The organism is Kitasatospora sp. CM 4170 (genome assembly GCF_032110285.1).
Classification (GTDB): Bacteria; Actinomycetota; Actinomycetes; order Streptomycetales; family Streptomycetaceae; genus Kitasatospora; species Kitasatospora aburaviensis.
On the sequence record NZ_CP134877.1, the window covers coordinates 4,356,180 to 4,375,980 of the forward strand.

Genomic DNA, 19,801 nt, shown 5'->3' on the forward strand with positions numbered 1-19,801 from the left:
GGGAGGGGGCCGGGGGCGGGGACGGGGCTGGAGCCGGCGGCGGGGACGGGGCCGGGGTCAAGGACCGCGGAGCGGATTCCGGTCTCAGGACGCATCGGAACCCCCGGCGAGGATCGACCGGGCCAGCCCGGCGTTGCGGGCACTGAACTCGCTGTCGAGCATCTCGGCATGGGCGCCGAAGCCCTGGAACACCGCCGTCCCGGCCGCCGAGCTGCCGTGCCAGGTGCCGCGCTCCCCGGCCGCGTAGCGGGCCGCCGTGGCGCCGTCGGAGATCACGCTGACCGGCGCCTCGATCACCCCGAGGTTGGGCGTACGACTGCAGAACCGCAGGTAGTCCCGGGCCTGTTCGCGGGTCTCCCGGGCGACGACGGCCGATCCGGTGTGCCGCTGCAGGTGCTCGGCCAGCTCGCGCTCGAAGGCCTGCACGTGCTCGTCCCGGAGGGTGTAGGGCTCCGGGATCCGGTGCGAGTCCATGATCACCACGTTGGGCACCGACCGGTCGCGCCGTTCCAGCTCCTTGGCCACCTCGAAGGCGAGGTTGCCGCCGAGCGAGTAGCCGAGCAGCGCGCACGGCCCGTCCGGCTGGACGGTCTCGATCAGGTCCGCGTAGCGGGCGACCTTGTCGTCCCCCGCGAGGTAGTTGAAGGCGACCATCCGGTACTCCGGCAGGTGCGCCGCGAACTGCCGGTACACCAGGCCGTGCCCGCCGGCCGGCGGGAAGCAGAACAGCGTCCGCTGCTGCTCCCGGTTGAACCAGAGGTACGGCCGGCCCCCCTCGATCCGGCCGGTGACGACCTGCTCCAGCGTCCGGGCCATCCCGTGCAGGGTGGTGACCTTGAAGAGCAGACCGACCGGGACGCTGACGTTGAACTCGGTCCGCAGCGCGTGGGTCAGCTCGATCAGTCTGATCGAGCTGCCCCCGCGCTCGAAGAAGTCGTCCTGGAGGTCGAGGCCGTCGACGCCGAGCAGCGCCCGCCAGTGCTCGGCCATCCGGACCTCGTACAGGGTGGTCGGCGGCTCCGCGGCCCGCTCCGCCTCCGCCCGGGGCGCGGGCAGCGCGGCGACGTCCACCTTGCCGTTGGCGGTGAGCGGCAGCGCGGGCAGCTCGGTGATGTGCGTGGGGATCATGAAGGTCGGCAGGTAGCCGGCCAGGTGGCGGCGGAGCTCCCGGCGGTCCAGCGTCCGCCCGGCGGCCGGGACGCAGTAGGCGCAGAGCACGTTGTCGCCGCCCCGGTCGGCCCGGACGGTGACCACCGCCTCGGCCAGCTCGGGCCAGTCGGCGAGCCGGCTCTCGATCTCGCCGAGCTCGATCCGGTGGCCGCGCACCTTGATCTGCGAGTCGGCCCGGCCGAGCAGGTGCACCCCGCCCCCGGCGTCCCAGCGGGCGAGGTCGCCGGTGCGGTAGAGCCGGACCGGTTCGGTGCCGTCGGCCCCGCCGAGCGGCAGGGTGACGAACCGCCGCGCGGTCTGCTCCGGGTCGCCGACATAGCCGAGCGCGACCCCGGAGCCGCCGATCCACAGCTCCCCCGGCACACCGGGCGGGACCGGCCGGCCCTGGGCGTCCAGCAGGTAGCAGGCGCTGTTCGGGAACGGCCGCCCGACCGGAACCATCCGGCCGGGTTCCAAGCCCTCGACCGGGCCCTCGAAGTACGCACTGTCGATGGTGGCCTCGGTCAGGCCGTACGAGTTGACCAGCCTGGTCCGCGGACCGCAGAGCGCGCGCAGCCGCCGGTACTCCTCCACCTTCCAGACGTCCGAGCCGACCACCAGCAGCCGCATGAAGTCCAGCCGCAGGCCGGACCGTTCGCAGTGGTCGACCACCGTCCGGACCACCGCCGGGACGAACTCGCCCGCGTCCACCCGCTCGGCCCGCATCACGTCGAGGAGCCGGGCGGTGTCGAACAGCAGCTCCCGGCCGGCCAGCACCAGGGTGCCGCCCGAGCAGAGCGCGCGGACCACGTCCCCGGTGAAGACGTCGAAGGCCGGACCGGCCATCTGGAGGTGGACCCGGGCCTCGCTCTCCAGCCGGTACTCGGTGCGCCAGGCCTGGTAGGCCGAGGCGAGGTTGGCGTGCGAGACGGCGACGGCCTTGGGGCGGCCGGTCGAGCCGGAGGTGTGGATGACGTAGGCCGGGGACCGGAGGTCGACCGGCCGGTCGGTGAAGGCGTCCGCCGGATCGGTGAAGGCGTCCGGAACGGGGGCGGTGTCCGGAGCGGGGGCGGAACCGGCCGCCGTCGCGGCGTCCCCACCCAGCAGCTCTCCGGTGCCGACCAGCCGGACCGGAAGCCCGCCGAGCCGCTCGGCGTCGTCACCGACCAGCAGCACCGCGCCGACCTGCTCCACCAGGTACGCCAGCCGGTCGGCCGGGTGGGCCGGGTCGAGCGGCAGGTAGGCGGCGCCGGTGCGGAGCACCGCCAGCAGCACGGTGACCAGCTCCGGCGACTTCTCCAGGCAGAGCGCCACCACCGCGCCCGGCCCGGCACCGAGCGCCCGCAGCCGGGCGGCCGCCCGGCCGGAGCGCCGCGCCAGCTCCCCGTAGCCCAGTCGGACCGCCGGGCCGGACGCCGCCGGCGCGACGACCGCGCAGGTCTCCGGGGCGGTGGCGGCCGCGCGCAGGATCAGCTCGTGCACCGGCTCCTCGTGCGCCACCCGCCGGTCGGCCCCGCTCCACCGCTGGAGCACCATCTCCCGCTCACGGCGGTCGAGCGGTTCCAGCCCGGTGGCCGGCTGCTCGGCGCCCGCCAGGGTCAGCCCCGCCAGCAGGTTGACGTAGTGCCCGGCCAGCCGGGCCGCCGTCTCCGGGAGGAAGAGGTCGGTGTTGTACTTGAGGACGCAGTGGAACCGGCGCTCCGCCTCGTCCTCGTAGGCGGACAGGGTCAGATCGAACTGCCCCTCCTCCTCCGGCAGTTCGATGTACTCCAGGCGGTAGCCGTACTTCTCGGTGGCCACCTTGTGGTGCAGCAGGATGAACATCGCCTGGAACACCGCCGAGCGGCTCGGGTCGTGCTGCAGCCCGAGCTTCTCCACCAGCAGCACGAACGGGTACTCCTGGTGGTCCAGCCCGCCCAGCACCGCGGTGCGCACCCGCGCCAGCAGCTCGGCCACGCTCGGCGCACCGGCCAGTGAGACGTGCAGCGGCAGCGGGTTGACGAAGTAGCCGTAGACCGAGCCGAACTCCTCGTCCGTCCGGCCCGTCACCGGGCTGCCGACGACGATGTCGTCCTGGCCCGCATGGGCGTGCAGCAGCAGGTAGTAGGCGCTGAGCAGCACCATGAAGACGGTGACGTCGTGCGCGCGGGCCAGCGCGTGCACCCGGGCACTCAGCTCCTCGTCCAGGACGAAGAACTCGGAGGCGCCGTTGTGCGTCTGCACCGCCGGCCGCGGCCGGTCGGTGGGCAGTTCCAGGACCGGCACCTCGGCGGGCAGGTGCGAGCGCCAGTACTCCAGCATCCGCGGCGCCTCGCGGCCGGCCAGGAACGCGTTCTGCCGGTTGAGGAAGTCCAGGTAGCGGGCGCCGACCGGGGGCAGCTCGGGCGCCCGCCCCTGCCGCAGGCCCTCGTAGACCGCGAACAGCTCCTCGATGAAGGTGAAGGTGGAGACCGCGTCCGAGACGATGTGGTGGACGGCCTTCATGATCACCCAGCGGGCGGGCCCGCGCCGGAACAGCCGGAACCGCACCAGCGGATCGCACTCCAGGTCGTACGGTCTGCGGTACTCGCGCACGATCAGGTCGTGGACGTCGGCCCACTCCAGGCCCTCGACGTCGAAGACCCCGAAGTCCGGCTCGACCGCGGGCGAGATGCGCTGCACGGGCCGGCCGCCGTCGAGCACGAAGTTGGCCCGCAGGCTCGGGTGGCGCTCGACCATCGTCCGGAAGGCCGCGGCCATCAGCTCCGGCTCCAGCTCCACCCGGACCTCGACCGCGCCGCCGATGTTGTACGCGAAGGCGTCCGGGTCGAGCTGCTTGAGGAACCAGAGCGCCTTCTGGTTCTGCGTCAGCGGGTACGCCGACCCGTCCTCGTACCGCTCGACCCCGACCGCCCCGGCACCGGGACCGTCCTCGTCGAGCAGCTCCGCCAGGCCCTCGTACAGCCGTGCCACCAGCTCGGCCACCGGCGCGTTGGAGAGCAGCGCCACCACCGGCGGCGCTGTGCCGAGCGCGGTGTTGAGCCGCGCCCGCAGCTCCATCGCGAGCAGCGAGTCCAGGCCGAGCCCGCTCAGGCCGCACCCGGGCTCGATCCGGTCGGCGGGTACCCGCAGGACGGCCGCGGCCAGCGCGGTGAACCGCTCGGTGAGCAGTGCCCGGCGCTCCGCCTCCCCGGCCCCCCGCAGCGTCTCCAGCAGGCCGCTCTGCCGCGGCGCCGGGTCGTTCTCCCGGGCGGCCGCGGCGAGCTCGGCGACCAGTGGCGGAGGCGCCGGGTACCAGGAGAGGAAGACCGGCCAGTCCACCACGGTGGCGACCACCAGCTGGGCCCGGTCCTGGCCGAGCACCCGCTCCAGCACGGCCATCCCGGTCCCGGGCGCGAGCGAGCTCATCCCGCGGCTGTTGCGGTAGTGGTCGATCAGGCCGAGCTCCTCGATCATCCCGGTGGCCCACGGGCCCCAGTCCAGGCTGAGCGCCGGCAGGCCGAGGGCGCGGCGGTGGTGCGCCAGCGCGTCCAGGAAGGCGTTCCCGGCGGCGTAGTTGGCCTGGCCGGCGGTGGTGAACAGGGAGGCGATCGAGGCGAAGAGCACGAAGTGGTCGAGCGGTTCGTCCGCCAGGCAGCGGTGCAGGGCGAAGGCACCGAGCACCTTGGGCCCGTGGACGGCGTCGAAGACCGCGCGGTCCAGCTCCTGCACCCGGGTGTCCCGGACCTGCCCGGCCAGGTGGAAGACGCCGCGGACCGGCGGCCGGCCGAGCGCACGGTGCTCCACGAGCCAGTCGGCCAGCGCCCGTTCGTCGGTGACGTCCAGCACGGCCGGGAGCGGCTCGGCGCCGAGCGCCTCCAGCTCGCGCAGGAACGCGACGGCCTGCCCGGCGGGGGTGGCCGGGTCGAGCCCGCGCCACTGTTCGCGCGGGGGCACCGGGCTGCGGCCGACCAGGATCAGCCGCCGGGCGCCCCGGCGGACCAGAGTGCGGCAGAGCAGTCTGCCGAGCGCGCCGAAGGCGCCGGTCACCAGGTAGCTGCCGTCCGGCCGCAGGTTGGGGGGCAGCGGGCCGGTCAGGCCCTCGGCGGGACGCAGCCGGGCGGTCAGCCGGCAGCCGGCGCGCAGCGCGATCTCGGCCTCGTCGGCCCGGGCGAACTCGCGCAGCAGCGCGGCCGCTTCCTCGCCTGCGGCGCCGTGGGCGGGGGCGGTCGCGGCGCCGTGGGCGGCCGCGGTGGCGGAGGCGGTCGCGGTGGCGGGGGCGGCCGCGGTGGCGGAGGTGGTCGCGGTGGCGGAGGTGCTGGGGGGACCGGTCGGCGCTGCGGCCGGGCCCAGGTCGATCAGCTTGCCGAGGTGGCCGGGCAGCTCCTGGTGGCGCAGCACCCGGCCGATGCCCCAGGCCGGGGCGCCGAGCGGCTCGACCGGCTCGCCCGGGACAGTGGCCTGTGCCGAGCGGGTGACGATGTGCAGCCGGGCGTCGGGCAGTTCGGCCGACAGCACGGCGGCCAGTGCGACCAGGCTGTACGCGCCCGCGCCGGTGTGGCCGGCCACGGCGGCGTGGTCGGCGGTCTCCAGCTCCGGCCGGTCGAGGTTCCAGAGGTGGACGACGGCGGCCGGATCGGGGAGACCGGAAGCCCGCCGGTCGGCCAGCAGTCGGCGCAGGTCCGCGGCGGAGCCGGGCTCGACGACCGCCGGGCGGCCGGCGTCGGCCGGCCGGTGGCCGGAGCCCGGGCGGACCAGCCGGCAACTGCCGCCGCGCGCGGCGATCCGGGCCGCGAGGGCGTCGGCCACGCCCCCGGCGTCGGCGAACACCAGCCAGTGGTCGGGGTGTTCGGCCAGCAGGTCGGGGGTGTCCGGCTCGTCCGGCAGCTCGGTCCAGACCGGCTCGGCCAGCCAGCCGTCGATGGTCGCGGGGCCGACCGCGGTGGAGACCTTCGCCACGTCCGCGGCCCGGAAGCCGGTGATCCCGCCGAGCGGGACGCCGTGCTCGTCGTGGACGGCGATGTCGCCGACGAGTTCGCCGCCGGCGTCGCGGGTGACGGTGGCGTGCACCAGGAGCGGGCGCTCGCCGACCGCCTCCAACCGCACCTCGTCGATCGCCAGCGGCAGTCTGATGCCGGTGCCGCCGGGCGCCGCCACCAACAGCTGCGGCGTCAGCAGGGTCTGGAAGAAGGCGTCCATCAGCACCGGGTGGACGTGGTGGCCGGCGCCCTGCCCGGTGACCGCGGCCGTCGGCCGGACCACGGCCAGCGCCTCGCCGGGCCCGATCCAGACCTCCTCGATACCCCGGAAGGCGGGACCGTAGTGGTAGCCGAGGGCGGCCAGCCCGGTGTAGCAGTCCGGTCCGGTCAACCGCCGGACGGCGCGGGCGCGGATCCTCTCGGCGTCCAGCCGGTGCCCCGGGCGGCGCCTTCGCTGGCCGGGCCGGACGCTGCCGGTGGCGTGCACGGTGCGTTCCTCGCCTACGAGGGTGGCGACGGTGAAGGTGCCGTTCTCGGCGGAGAGCGAGAGCCGGACGACCCGGCTCTCGTCGTCGGGCAGGAAGAGCGCCTTCCGCAGCTCGATCCCGGCCAGTGCGGCGTCGGTGCCGCCGGTCAGCGCCCGGACGGCCTGGACGACCATCTCCAGGTACCCGGCGGCGGGGAAGAGCACGCTGCCCTGGATCCGGTGGTCCTCCAGGTAGGGCAGCACCTCGGCGTCCAGCCGGGCCTCCCAGGCCGGTTCGGCGCCGGCCAGGCGGCGGCCGAGCAGCAGGTGGTCCAGCCGGCCCCGGCGGACCTGCTCGACCGACCGCGGCTCGACCCAGTGCCGGTCCCGGCGGAACGGGTAGCGCGGCAGCGGCACCGGCCGTCCGGCGGGCTGCAGCACCGACCAGTCCACCTCGGCGCCCAGGTTGTGCAGGGCGGCCAGCGAGGCGGTGAAGACGGCCCGTTCGTCCTCCTGGCGGCGGATCGACGGCAGGGTCCGCACCTCCGGGCGGTCGGTCCCGGCCGCCCGGGCCGCCGCCGTCTCCGGGGCCGCCCGGGCCGCCGACACCGCGGTCCGGGCCGTCGCGGTCCGGGCCGCCGAGGCCGAGGTCCGGGCCGCCGCCGTCTCCTGGATCGCGCGGCTCAGCACCGGGTGCGGGCCGATCTCCAGGAAGACGCCGAAGCCGTCGTCGGCCAGCCGCTCCACCGCCTGCTGGAACCGGACGGCGTCGCGGACGTTGCGCCACCAGTACGCGGCGTCCAGCTCGGTGCCGTGCGCGGTGCCCTCACGGGCGGTCAGGTGGAGCGGCACCCGGGCCTGGCGGGGCTTGAGGTCGGCCAGCGACTCCAGCAGCTCGTCCTTGATCAGCTCCATCCTGGCGCTGTGGTACGGCACGTCGACGGTGAGCCGCCGGACGAAGACCTGCTCGGCGGTGAGCCCGACGGCCAGCTCCGCCAGCACCTCCTCGTCCCCCGCGAGGGTGAGCGAGGTCGGGCTGTTGACCGCGGCCACCGAGACCGCGTCGCCGTACGGGCGGAGCCGGCGGACCGCCTCGGCCTCGGAGAGGGCGACGGCGAGCATGCCGCCGGTGCCGGCCAGCCGCTGCTGGAGCCGGCTGCGGTGCACCACCACCTTGACGGCGTCGGCCAGGTCGTAGACCCCGGCCTCGTGGAAGGCGGCGACCTCGCCGGTGGAGTGCCCGACCACGGCGTCCGGGCACAGACCGCGGCTGCGCCAGAGCGCGGCCAGGCCCACCTGGACGGCGAAGTTGGCGGGCTGGGCGAGCCAGGTCCCGGCCATCCGCGACCGCCCCTCGTCGGCGGCCAGCTCGTCCAGCAGGGACCATCCGGTGAGCTCGGCCAGCTGCTCGGCGCAGGCCTCGACCGTCTCGCGGTAGACCGGCTCGGTCGCGAACAGCTGCCGGCCCATCCCCCACCACTGCGGGCCCATGCCGGTGAAGACCCAGGCCGTCCGGCGGTCCCGGGGCTCCCGGCGCCGGTCGGTCAGGACCCGCGGGTGCGGCTCGCCGCGCAGATAGGCGCCGAGCGCCTCGTCCAGCGAGGCCCGGGAGTCGTAGACGACGGAGAGCCGGGCGTCCAGGTGCTGGCGGCGGTGGGCCAGGGTGTGACCGAGGTCGGCCAGGCTCGCGGGACTGCCGCCGCGGACGCCGACCAGCTCGGCCTGGATGCCGGCGGCCAGCTCGGGCAGGGCGGCGTCCTCCCGCGCGGTGAGCGGGAGGACGGTCGGGGCGGGGAGCGGCGCGGCGGCGACGCGGGCGGGGCGTTCGGCGGTCTCCGCGGCCTCGGCCGGCTGGGCGGTCCCCGCCGCCGGGGCTGCCTGGGCGGGCAGCGGGACGGCGGTCGGCCCGGAACCGGCGGGCAGCGGGACCACGGCCGTGGAAGCCTGCTCGGGAGCGGCCTCCAGCAGCACGTGGGCGTTGGTGCCACCGAAGCCGAAGGAGTTCACACCCGCCCGGGCCGGGCCCCGGTGCTCGGGCCAGGGCGTCGGTTCGAGCGGGATCTCGTACGGCAGCGCGGCCGGGACGATCGCCGGGTTGAGCCGCTCCAGGTTGATGTGTGGGGGAATCAGCCGGTGTTTGAGCGCCAGTGCCGTCTTGATCAGCCCGGCCAGTCCGGATGCCGACTCGGTGTGCCCGATGTTGGTCTTGACCGAGCCCACGTAGCACCTGTCGCCGGGGCGACGGCCGACGCCGAGCACCCGGGCCAGCGCGTTCGCCTCGATCGGGTCGCCGACCGGGGTGGAGGTGCCGTGCGCCTCCACGTACTGCAGGCTGCCCGGGGCGATTCCGGCCTCGGCGCAGACCCGCTCGATCAGGCCGACCTGGGCGTCCGGGTTGGGCACGGTGATGCCGTTGGTCCGGCCGTCCTGGTTGACCCCGCTGCCGATCACGACCGCGTGGATCGGATCGCCGTCGCGCAGCGCGTCGGAGAGCCGCTTGAGCGCCACGACCGCGACGCCCTCGGCCCGGACGTAGCCGTCGGCTGCGGCGTCGAAGGTGCGCGAGCGCCCCTCCGTGGAGAGGAAGCCGCCCTTGGTCTCGGCGATGGTGTACTGCGGAGCGATGTGCAGCAGGGTGCCGCCGGCCAGCGCGAGGTCGGTCTCGCCGCGCAGCAGGCTCTGGACGGCGAGGTGGACGGCGACCAGCGAGGAACTGCACGCGGTGTCGACGGAGACGCTGGGGCCGCGGAAGTCGAAGCAGTGCGAGATCCGGTTCGACACCATCGTCATCATCGTGCCGGTGGCGGTGTGTGCGGCCAGGGTCTCGAAGGAGAGGTCCGAGAACTGGGTGATCTGGTAGTCGAGGGTGAACGCCCCCACGTAGACGCCGACGTCACGGCCCGCCAGCTCGGCCGGCTTCTGCCCGCCGTCCTCCAGCGCCTCCCAGGCCACCTCCAGCAGCTTCCGCTGCTGGGGGTCCATGTGGTCGGCCTCACGGCCGCTGATCCCGAAGAACGCCGGGTCGAACTCGTCGAACCCGTCGATGTAGCCGCCCCGGCCGGCGACCAGCCGACCGGGCTTGGCCGCGTCGCGGCTGCCCAGGGTGGCCACGTCGTACCGGCTGCGCGGGGTGGGCGTGATGCAGTCCTTGCCGTCGACCAGGTTCTGCCAGAACGAGCGGTGGTCACAGGCACCGCCCGGGAAGCGGCAGCCGATGCCGATGATCGCGACCCGTTCCGGACCCGCGGTGGTCGAGGGTCCGGGCGGCGCGGGCGCGGCGGGGCGGTCGTGGGCGGCGGTGCGGCTAGCGGTGCGGGCGGAGGCCTGGGCGGGGGGATCAGAGGGGTCGGGCGCTGCGGCGAGGAGTGAATCCGTCATGGTCGAGTCCTTCTGTCGCTGCGTTCGCGTGCGCGGCACCGGCGGGGGACGGCCGCACGGGCATGGGGACGGCGGCCGTGCGCCGGTTCCGGGCAGGCCGGCAGCCGGACCGACCACGGGAGGAGGGAAGCCCGAGGCGGGGAAGGGCCGAAGGCGACCGGGTCGGCGAACGGGGTCAGGCGGTGGGCATCGGGCTGATGGCGCCAGGCAGTGGCCGTCAGACGGCGACCGTCAGACGGCGGGCGCCAGGCAGTGGCCGTCAGGCGGTGGGCGGCCGGTGCACCGGGGCGGTCACCGATCAGACCGGGGAGTCCTCGGCCCGTACCGGCTGCCGCCAGACCAGGAGATGACTGGCGATCATCTCTCCGGTCCGGGGGAAGTCGGACGGGTCCTGCAGCCCCGCCGCGACCGGCCGCAGGCCCGGGCGCCAGGTGAAACTGCCGAAGAGGTGGTCCCAGACCGCGAGGTCGGAGCCGTAGTGGCCGGCCTCCGCCCGGTCGACGCTGTGGTGCAGCCGGTGCTGCTCCGGGCCGGCGAGGACGTGGTTGAGCACACCCATCCGGACGTCGATGTTGGCGTGCACGAAGTAGCCCTGGGCGACCACGAACAGCCCCACCACGAACACCGAGCGGGCCGAGAAACCCGCCAGCGCGAGCGACAGCTGGACCGCCCCCTGGGTGACCAGCACGTCCACGACGTGGTTGACCCCGTTGTTGGCGACGTTGACCTTCTCCGGCACGTGGTGCACCCCGTGCAGGCGCCAGAGCCACCGGTTGGCGTGGCTCCAGCGGTGCACCAGGTAGTTGGCCAGCGAACCCAGCAGCAGGGCGGCCGGGATCTCCGCCCAGAGCGGCAACGCCGGACGCGGCGGTGCCAACCACCCCACGGCGGTGGCCACCGGGAGCTGCGCGAGCGCCCCGCCGGTCATCGTCAGCACGAAGTAGACGCCGCACCAGCCCCATTCGCCCGGATTCGGACGCCAATCGATTTCGTACGGAATCAGCCGCTCCAGGACCACCAGATAACCGATGGTGCCGAGCAGGAAGAGCTGGGTGACCCGGCCGAGGTCCCACCGCCAGCGCAGCGCGGAGAACGCTATCGACACCACGACGACCAGCAGGGTCGGGTATGCGACATGACGCAGAACGGATCGCAACTGCCCACTCACGGCTACCCCCTTCGCGGCCCGGCCCGAACGATCACCGAAAGCGACCATTCCGATACTAACGGTGCCCGGAAGGGGATGCGAGGGATTTACGGCGGGAATCACGAGGGCCAAGCCTTGTCCGATAATAGGTAGACAAACTATTCAATCGGACTGGCAGGGAATCCGAGGAATTTCTCCGGATCATCTGATCAGCAGACCTGCACGTTTCACGCTGCGGACCACCGGAGCCGACTCCAGGGTGACGACTCCTTCCAGCCCGCCCAACCGGTCCGTCAGGTAGTCGTAGAACGCCTCGATGTCCCGGCAGACCAGACCCGCCGCCAGATTGGTCGGCCCGGTGGTCGCCGCGGCGAAGCCCACCTCCGGGTGGTCCGCCACCGCCTGTGCGACGGCCGTCAGCCGCCCGGGGTGCACGGTCAGCCAGCAGAACGCCTCGACCTCGAAGCCCAGCAGCCGGGGCTGCACGTCCACGTCGAAGTGGAGCAGCCCGGAACGGGTCATCGCGGCGAGCCGCCGCCGCACCGTCGCCTCCGATCCCCCGGTCCGGGAGGCGAGTTCGGCCAGCGGCGTCCGCCCGTCCACCGCCAGTGCCGCCAGCAGCCCGCGGTCCAGCCCGTCCAGCACCACCGCCGCGGGCCGCCCGGCCGGCACGGAAGCAGCGGGCACCGGCGCGGGCGGCACTGAAGTGACCGGCGCGGCCGCCGCCGGCCCGGCCCACGGGCCGTCCGCCGCCCCGTCCCGCAGCCGGGCCACCTGCGCGGCGCTCAGCGCCGAGGTCCGCCCGCTCCACGCCGACGTCCCGCCGACGAACGTCCGCAGCAGGTAGTGCGCACTGACCGAGAGCACCTGCGGGGTCCTCGGCAGCTTCCCCAGCAGCAGCTCCTCCCGGTCCGGCCGGGCGGGTGAGCGGGTGTTGCAGATGATCTCGCCGCCACCCGACAGCAGGCTCACCCAGGACGTCTCCGGCCGGCGGGCCAGCGCCTCCGCGATCGCCCCCGCCGCGTCCGGCACGCAGCGGACCCGCGTCAGCCAGTCGACCTCGCCGAGCATCCGGGCCCTGGTCCGCCCCACCACCCGCACGCCGTCGTCGGCGCGCAGCCGGTGGTAGCGCCGGGCCACCGTCTGGTCGGACACCCCGAGGACCTCCGCGATCCGCCGGAACGGCGCCCGGCCGTCCACGTGCAGGGCGTGCAGCAGCCCCCGGTCCAGCTCGTCCAGCGTCAGGGTTTCCACCAGCAGGATGGTAATCGGTGTCGAGTTCCGTCACATCGAGCCCACTGAGCGGCGCACCGGCCCGCCCACGGCGCAAAGTGACGGAGCCTCGGCCGTTCCGGACCGGGCATCGGACGGAGGAGTACGGGGATGCGGAAGTGGTGGCCGCTGGTCGCGGTCAGCCTGGGGGTCTTCATGCTGCTGACCGACGTCAGCATCGTGATCGTGGCGCTGCCGGACATCGGCACCGGGCTGGAGATGGACTTCGCCGGGCTCCAATGGGTCCTGGACGGCTACGCCCTCGCCCTGGCGGCCCTGATGCTGGGCCTCGGCGCGCTGGCCGACCGGCGCGGCCGCCGCCGCGTCTACACCGCCGGGCTGGTGGTCTTCGCCCTCGCCTCGCTGGCCTGCGGGCTTGCGCCGAACGGTGCGGTGCTGATCGCCGCCCGGGTGGTCCAGGCCGGCGGCGGGGCGGCGATGTTCGCCACCGCGATGGCCCTGCTCAACCTCGCCTACCAGGGCCGCGACCGCGCCGTGGCCTTCGGCGTCTGGGGCGCCGTCAGCGGCGCCGCGGCCGCCACCGGCCCGGTGGTCGGGGGCGTGCTGACGGAGTACCTGGGCTGGCGGTCGATCTTCCTGGTCAACCTCCCGGTCAGCGTCGCCGCCGTGGCGCTCGCCCTGCGCACGCTGCCCGAGTCCCGCGACCCGGACGCCCGCCGGATCGACCTTCCCGGCACCGTCACGTTCACCGCGGCCGCCGGCGCGCTGGTCCTGATGCTGATCCGGGGCGGCACCGACGGCTGGACCTCGGCCCCGGTCCTCGCGCTGGCCGCGGTCGCCGTCGTCGCACTCGCCGCCTTCGTCCTGGTCGAGGCGCGCAGCCCGCACCCCCTGCTGGACCTCGCGCTGTTCCGCAACCCGTCCTTCACCGGCGTGATGCTCTGCGGCCTGTTCTACTCCGCGGCCGCCTTCTCCTGCCTCCCCTACACCTCGCTCTGGCTGCAGTCGGTGCTCGGCCAGGGCCCGCTGGCCGCCGGCCTCGTCATGCTGCCGATGAGCGCCGTCGCCTTCGCGGTCTCCGCGGTGGCCGGCCGCCGGCTGTCCACGCTCCCGACCGCGGTGCCGCTCGGCGGCGGCCTGGCCGTGATCGGCATCGGCGGGCTGCTCCAGTGCACCCTGGACGGCTCGTCGGGCTGGGTCGCGCTGTTGCCCGGCCTGGCGGTCGCCGGCCTCGGTGTCGGCGCGGTGAGCCCGGTCCTGGCATCGAGCGCGATGGCCGCCGTCCCCCGGGAACGCGGGGGCATGGCCGGCGGCGCGCTCAACACCTTCCGCCAACTCGGCCAGGCCCTCGGCATCGCGGTGTTCGGCCTGGTCCTGCACCACGGTCTGCGCAGCGGCCTCACCGACGCCCCAGCCGTCCCGAACCCCGAGGCCGCCGCCCGGGTCCTGAGCACCGGCCGGCTCCCGGCGGACACCCCGGAGGCGGTGATCCGGACCGCCTTCGCCACGGCGCTGGACCACACCCTGCTGGCCGCGGCCCTCACCGCCCTGGCCGGCGCCGCACTGGTGGCCGTCCTGCTGCGGCCCCGCCCGCAGACCGGCACCGGCCCCGCACCCGCCCCGACGCAGAACGGCGCGGCCGCCAAGCACCACCAGACCGCCTGACTCCGCACCGACCGCACGCCGCCGTGAGCCTGTCCGCCCCTCGCCCCGGGGCGGACAGGCATCCCGGCTACCGGCCTACCCGACCGCCGACCGCCGACTGCTGACCGGCGATGAACTCGCCGATCGCCCAGATCACCGACGACACGTGGTCGTCCAGGAAGAAGTGCCCGCCGGAGAAGGCCCGCAGCGTGAACCCGCCCGTGGTGTGCCCGGCCCAGGCCGCCGCCTCCTCCTCGGTCACCTGCGGGTCCGCGTCCCCGACCAGCGCCAGGATCGGCCGCGTGATCGAGTCGCTCCCCGGCCGGCTCCGGTACGTCTCGGCCGCCTTGTAGTCACCGCGCACCGACGGCAGCACCATCGCCAGGATCTCCGGATCCCGCAGCAGCGCCGGATCCGTCCCGTTCAGCCGCACCATGTCCCGGATCAGCGCCTCGTCGTCCAGTCGGTGCACGTCCCGCTCCGCCGCACGCGGCCGCGACGGCGCCCGCCTCCCGGAGGCCACCACCCCCAACAGCCCCATGCCCTCACGCTCCATCCGCACCGCCACCTCGAACGCCAGCGACGCCCCCAGGCTGTGCCCGAACAGCGTGAACGGCCGGTCCGCCCAAGGCCTCAGCTCCTCCACCACCAGGTCGGCGAGCTCGTGCACGTCCTCGACGCACGCCTCCCCCGCCCGGTCCTGACGCCCCGGATACTGCACCGCGAGCACGTCCACCGAAGCCGGCATCGCCCGAGCCACCGACAGGAAGTACCCCGCCGACCCGCCCGCGTGCGGCAGGCACACCAGCTGCGACCCGGCCGCCGGCGCCGGCTGGAACCGCCGCACCCAGAGACTGCTGCGCTCCATCCCCATCCCCCATCCCCTCACCGTCCGGGGCGCCCGCCCCGCCCCCATTCAAGCCCCACCCCCGCTCCCCCGGCAGCAAGATCCCCGAACCCGTCCGGCCACCCCGCCCCGAAAACGCCGAAGGCCCGAGCCACGTCAACGTGACTCGGGCCTTCCACTCCCTGAGCCGCCTGCGGGATTCGAACCCGCGACCTACGCATTACGAGCCCGAGAGTGATCATGCTGGCTGGCGCCAGCGTCGATCACTTGATGACGAACCCGCAGGTCAGGACGTTGCGCAGTGATCCATGATCCCGTCCGAACCGGCACGTGCTGCGCCGTCCGCTCACGCATCGCTCACGCACGAGATCGCTTACACGCCCCAGTCAGCTCTCACCCACATCGCGGAGGCGAGTCAGAACCGAGGCAACCTCTCCTCCGAGGACAGTAAGTTGGTACGTGACGGTGACCGGCCGGGTCACTGCCACGTGTCGGGACACCAGTCCACGGCTCTCTAGGTCCGCCAAGCGGCTGGACAGCATACGGTTGGAGATCCCGGTCACGGCTTCTTGAATCTGACTGAATCGTCGCGATCCCTCAGAGGCATGAAGAGCCAGCAATATGTGCATCGTCCAACGGACGGAGAGGGCCCGGATGAGATCACTCTCGGCTGGGGTCAGCGGGGTGCTGCGGTTGCCGGAAGTCATGCTCTTCCCCCTCGCTGGCGGAACGGGCTTAGAAGAGAGGCTCATCTTCGGTCGGTTCGGCGGCGAGCAGCTCGTCGCGCAGAGCCTGCTCGAGTTTCGACCCCTCCTTCGGAGCGTGCTCCTTGAGCATGATGAACTTGGGGGACTTGCCTGGATTCTTGTCGTCTTCCCGGGCAACCGAGACCCACTGGTCCGGGTACAGCTGGTCAACGGCTCGCTTGACCAGGCTGTTACCCCAGGCGAAGGCCGAACCGTCGCGCTGGGCGTGCGCAGGGGCCTTCTCGGCCAGCAGGTGGGCAACTCGGCCCCACTTGATGCCACGGGGTGTGTCGATCATCTTGTGGAACTCAGGCTTGTTGTCGCGCAGGTGGACGATCGCGATCGCGCTGTCGTCCGCTGTGAGGTCTTCCCCAGCTGCCACGCTGGTGGCGCCCTGGGGGTGGGTGGCGGCAAGACTGACGGTGGCGGCCAGCGCCTCGGACCGTCGTTCCTCGACGGCGGTTCGGGACTGGGCGGCGAAGCTGTCGGGGGCGGGGATCGAGTAGTCGGGGTCGGCCATCGTGTACGAGTCCTCGAAGCTGAGGACTCGCACGGAGACCGGGTAGGGGCGCGAATGACGGTCGGTGCCAGGTGCGCTGGACCAGTAGATGCCGTTGCCGACGAGCGGCTCGTTGAGAAGGGTAGCCAGCAGGTCCTCGGAGAAGTGGGCGTTGGCCTTCTTAAGGGACATCAGGTCGCCCTGCGAGAGCAGATGGAAAACGAAGAAGTTATCGCCCTGGCTGAGAAGTTCCTGCGGGAGACTGCCCGGCTGCTGTGTGATGAGCAGGGCGCCGAGGTCGTACTTTCGCCCTTCCTTCACCCAGGAGACGAATGGGCCGTCCTCGCTCTGGCTTGAGCCGCCGAGGACGGACTGAGCCTCCTCGATGACGGCGATGGTGGGAATGGACTTGGGGTCGGCCTCGGTGAACTGGTTCTGGTTGTGCTCGAAGATGTCGCCGAGGATCACGCCGGCGAGCTGGAGTCCCTGAGAACCGCGCATCTGGGAGATGTCCACCACACAGAGCTTGCCCTGGGACAGACAGTCCTTCAGAGCGCTCAGGAGCTGGCTGTCAGGGTCGTGGAGCGCGTTGACGACGCGGGTCATGTTGCCGATCGCGGCGTTGGTCTCGGCCTCCTGGCCAGGGTCGAGGTGAAGGATCTCCCGGACCTGGTCGCGGTCGGCTCCATACTTGTCGCGGTGGATCAGGTCGACGAGACGGCTCCACTTGGGTCCGTCGAGGGACTTGAGCTTGACGACGTTCTGCTGGTCCTGCTTCTCCGGCGGCATTTTGTGGTGAGGGCCTACCCGAGCGCACCAAGAAGGCCAGCCTGCGGCTCCTCGGCCTCCTTGACCTCTGATGTTCAGCTCCGAGGAGGAGGTCCGCCTCATACGCTGCGACTCGGACGCGGAGACGCAGAGATTCAGTCTCAGCATGTCCGCGATCACGCTCGGCTCGGAGCGTGGGTGCTCGTCATCGTTTACAGGTCGATGCTGCCTGCCGTACCGGACTCCAAAACGTCAGTGCCCTCCTCCATAATCGGGGCACCGTCTTCAACGAAGGACCTCACCTCTGTGACGATCACCCAGAACGAGCTCGAGTCCCGGCTGTGGGACGCCGCGAACGCGCTCCGCGGCCCCGTCGACCCGGCTGACTTCAAGACCTACGTCTTCCCGATGCTGTTCTGGAAGTGGATCAGCGACACCTGGGTCTACGAGCACGACTCGGCGTTCGATGAGTACGGCGACGACCTCGACGACGAGATCGAGGCAGACTTCCATCGGTTCGAGCTGCCCAAGGGCACGCTGTGGAGCGAGGTCACCGAGAAGGTCACCAACCTCGGTGCGGAGATCGCGAAGACCTTCCAGCGGATCGAAATGGCCAACCCCCGCTCGCTCGCCGGCGTCTTCGGCGACGCCTCATGGGGCAACCAGGAGCGCATCCCGGAGTCGGCTCTGCTCGGGCTCATCCGAGCGTTCAACAAGATCACGCTCGACCCGTCGACGGTCTCACACGACCTGCTCGGCGCAGGCTATGAGTACTTGCTGAAGAACTTCGCCGACGAGTCGGGCAAGAAGGCCGGCGAGTTCTTCACGCCCCGTGAGGTCGTGAACCTGCTCGTCGGGATCCTCCAGCCTGAGCCGGGCGAGTCCGTCTACGACCCGTCCTGCGGCTCCGGCGGAATGCTGGTCGCGATGATCAACCAGCTGCGGGAGTCCGGCAAGGACCACCGCGCGCTCAAGGCGTACGGCCAGGAGATCAACCTGACGACGGCCTCAATCGCCCGGATGAACCTGTTCCTGCACGAGATCGAGGACTTCGACATCAAGCGCGGAGACACCCTCCGCGCTCCGGCGTTCAAGGACACCACCGGTGCGGTCCGTCGGTTCGATGTCGTGATCGCCAACCCGCCCTTCTCGCTGGCAAACTGGGGAGCGGACCGCTGGACTTCGGACCCGCGGGCCATCTGCGGCGTGCCGCCGGCCAAAAACGGTGACTACGCCTTCGTCCAGCACATGGTCTCGTCGATGCAGGCCGAATCCGGCCGGGTCGGCGTGGTGATGCCCCACGGAGTGCTGTTCCGTGGAGGTGCGGAGGCGAAGATCCGCCAGGGCCTCATCGAGCAGGACTCCTTGGAAGCCGTCGTCGGGCTGCCGCCCAACCTCTTCTACTCGACTTCGATCCCGGCGTGCCTGCTGATCTTCCGAGACAAGAAGCCTGCCAAACGCAAGAAGCACGTTCTCTTCATCGACGGCTCTGCCCGGTTCATCAAGGGCAAGAACCAGAACCTGATGTCCAAGGAGGACGTCAGCGTTCTCATCGAGGCGTACAAGACGGGCAATGACCCAGATGGTGCGAACGTCCGACTGGTGCCGTTCGAGGAGATCGAGCAGAACGGCTTCGACCTGAACATCGGCCGCTACATCAATGTTGCCGCCGAAGAAGCCGCTGATCTCGGCGCAGTGCTCGTCGCGTATGCCGATGCCCGCCAGCACCGAATGGACACCGAGGCTGAAATGTTCAAGCGCCTCGCGGCGGCCGGCATCGACCTGAGCGTGTTCGGGGCATCCGATGAGTGAGTGGAAGACCGTTCCGGCCGGAACCGTCGCCACGCAACGCAAGGACGTGGTGACACTCACGCCTGGTGTTGAGTACCGGACGATGGGTGTGCGCTGGTACGGCAGAGGGGCGTACGACCGAGGCGCCGGAAGCACCGAGACCATCAAGGCCAAGCGTCTGTTCCGAGCACACGAGGGCGACTTCGTCTTCAATCGAATCGATACGCAGAACGGGGCATTCGACGTCGTTCCGGCCGAACTCCACGGCGCCCTCGCGACGAACGAGTTCCCCCTCTACGTCCTGGATCCGGACCGGCTGCTTCCCCGGTTCCTCCTCCTCTACTTCCAGCAGCGATCGGTGCTCAGGCAGATCGACACCATGCGCGCCGGCAGCGAGGGGAGGTCACGCTGGAAGGAGACCGATTTCGAGGCGTGGAGGATCCCCCTCCCGCCCCTTTCCGAGCAGCGGCGCATTATTGACGTCATGGCCGCGGTGGACGCGCAGATCCAGGCGCTGCAAGAAGAATTCCACCGAAGTCTTTCGCTGCGAGTTGCACTGTTCCTTAGCTCGGCTGATCTGCAAGAGGTTTCTATAGAGCATGTTGCTAATGTCTCACAGGGCAAGGCCCTACCGAAATCCGTCCAGGGTGAGCAATCCGGCGAATTGTCATGGTTCAAGATCGCTGACATGGTCGGACTTGGGAACGAAGACGGATATACCTGTGCTGAAACGCGATTGCCCCCTGAGCAGGTCAAATCATTGAAGGGCATCGCCGTACCGGCTGGCTCTGTCGTTTTTCCGCGAGTAGGTGCCGCCGTCTTGACCGAGAAGAAGCGTATCCTCGACGTCGATGCGGCGGTTGACGAGAATCACCTTGTACTCACGCCGAAGGAAGGGGTTCTCCCGGAGTGCCTACTCGCTGCCACCGAGTCGATCCGGTTGGCGGAATTGGTTCAGCCGGGAGCTGTCCCATCCTTGAATATGGGGCTGATTCGGCGCGCACGGATCCCGTGGCCAGCGGAATCAGGTACTGACCTCAACAACGCACTTGCACGGCTGCGCGCGACGACCAGGGGATTGCGAGAGGAACTCTTGCACATCCGCAACGTCCGCTCCGCACTCCTGGCCTCCCTCATCAACCAGGAAACCGAGATTCCCGAGTCGTACGACGCACTGCTCACGGAGGTGTACTGAC

9 protein-coding genes are annotated in these 19,801 nt (G+C 71.9%); 3 read left to right on the forward strand and 6 right to left on the reverse strand.

Annotated features, from left to right (window positions below):
- Positions 1-84: 84 nt before the first annotated feature.
- From RMN57_RS18430 to RMN57_RS18440, 3 genes are all read right to left on the reverse strand, one after another.
- A complete protein-coding gene (locus RMN57_RS18430; RefSeq protein ID WP_313764453.1) occupies positions 85-9,930 on the reverse strand; it encodes a non-ribosomal peptide synthetase/type I polyketide synthase in 9,846 nt (3,281 codons plus the stop codon).
- A gap of 298 nt (positions 9,931-10,228) precedes the next feature.
- Positions 10,229-11,146, reverse strand: a complete 918-nt coding sequence (locus RMN57_RS18435; protein WP_380236144.1) for a sterol desaturase family protein — start codon at positions 11,144-11,146, stop codon at positions 10,229-10,231.
- A 132-nt stretch (positions 11,147-11,278) separates the two neighbouring features.
- Positions 11,279-12,331, reverse strand: coding sequence for an AsnC family transcriptional regulator (locus RMN57_RS18440; RefSeq protein ID WP_313764455.1), 1,053 nt, complete (start codon positions 12,329-12,331; stop codon positions 11,279-11,281).
- A 129-nt stretch (positions 12,332-12,460) separates the two neighbouring features.
- Between RMN57_RS18440 and RMN57_RS18445 the strand changes: the two genes are divergently transcribed.
- Positions 12,461-13,975, forward strand: a complete 1,515-nt coding sequence (locus RMN57_RS18445; RefSeq protein WP_313764456.1) for an MFS transporter — start codon at positions 12,461-12,463, stop codon at positions 13,973-13,975.
- A gap of 67 nt (positions 13,976-14,042) precedes the next feature.
- Here RMN57_RS18445 and RMN57_RS18450 read toward each other — a convergent pair whose 3' ends face one another.
- From RMN57_RS18450 to RMN57_RS18455, 3 genes are all read right to left on the reverse strand, one after another.
- The gene (locus RMN57_RS18450; RefSeq protein ID WP_313764457.1) at positions 14,043-14,822 is read right to left on the reverse strand and encodes an alpha/beta fold hydrolase; all 780 of its coding nucleotides are present in this window, start codon (positions 14,820-14,822) and stop codon (positions 14,043-14,045) included.
- A gap of 365 nt (positions 14,823-15,187) precedes the next feature.
- Positions 15,188-15,553, reverse strand: coding sequence for a winged helix-turn-helix transcriptional regulator (locus tag RMN57_RS37080; RefSeq protein WP_396327937.1), 366 nt, complete (start codon positions 15,551-15,553; stop codon positions 15,188-15,190).
- Positions 15,537-16,835 carry a hypothetical protein gene (locus tag RMN57_RS18455; RefSeq protein WP_313764458.1) on the reverse strand — a complete coding sequence of 433 codons (1,299 nt, stop codon included), beginning with the start codon at positions 16,833-16,835 and terminating at the stop codon, positions 15,537-15,539. Before RMN57_RS18455 ends, RMN57_RS37080 begins: the two co-directional genes overlap by 17 nt.
- 285 nt (positions 16,836-17,120) lie before the next feature.
- On the opposite strand from RMN57_RS18455, the gene RMN57_RS18460 reads away from it, so the two are divergent.
- Positions 17,121-18,626 carry a class I SAM-dependent DNA methyltransferase gene (locus tag RMN57_RS18460; RefSeq protein WP_313764459.1) on the forward strand — a complete coding sequence of 502 codons (1,506 nt, stop codon included), beginning with the start codon at positions 17,121-17,123 and terminating at the stop codon, positions 18,624-18,626.
- Entirely contained in the window at positions 18,619-19,800 is a 1,182-nt protein-coding gene (locus RMN57_RS18465) for a restriction endonuclease subunit S (RefSeq protein WP_313764460.1), read from the forward strand. The genes RMN57_RS18460 and RMN57_RS18465 overlap by 8 nt, the downstream gene beginning before the upstream one ends.
- The last annotated feature ends 1 nt before the right edge of the window (position 19,801 follow it).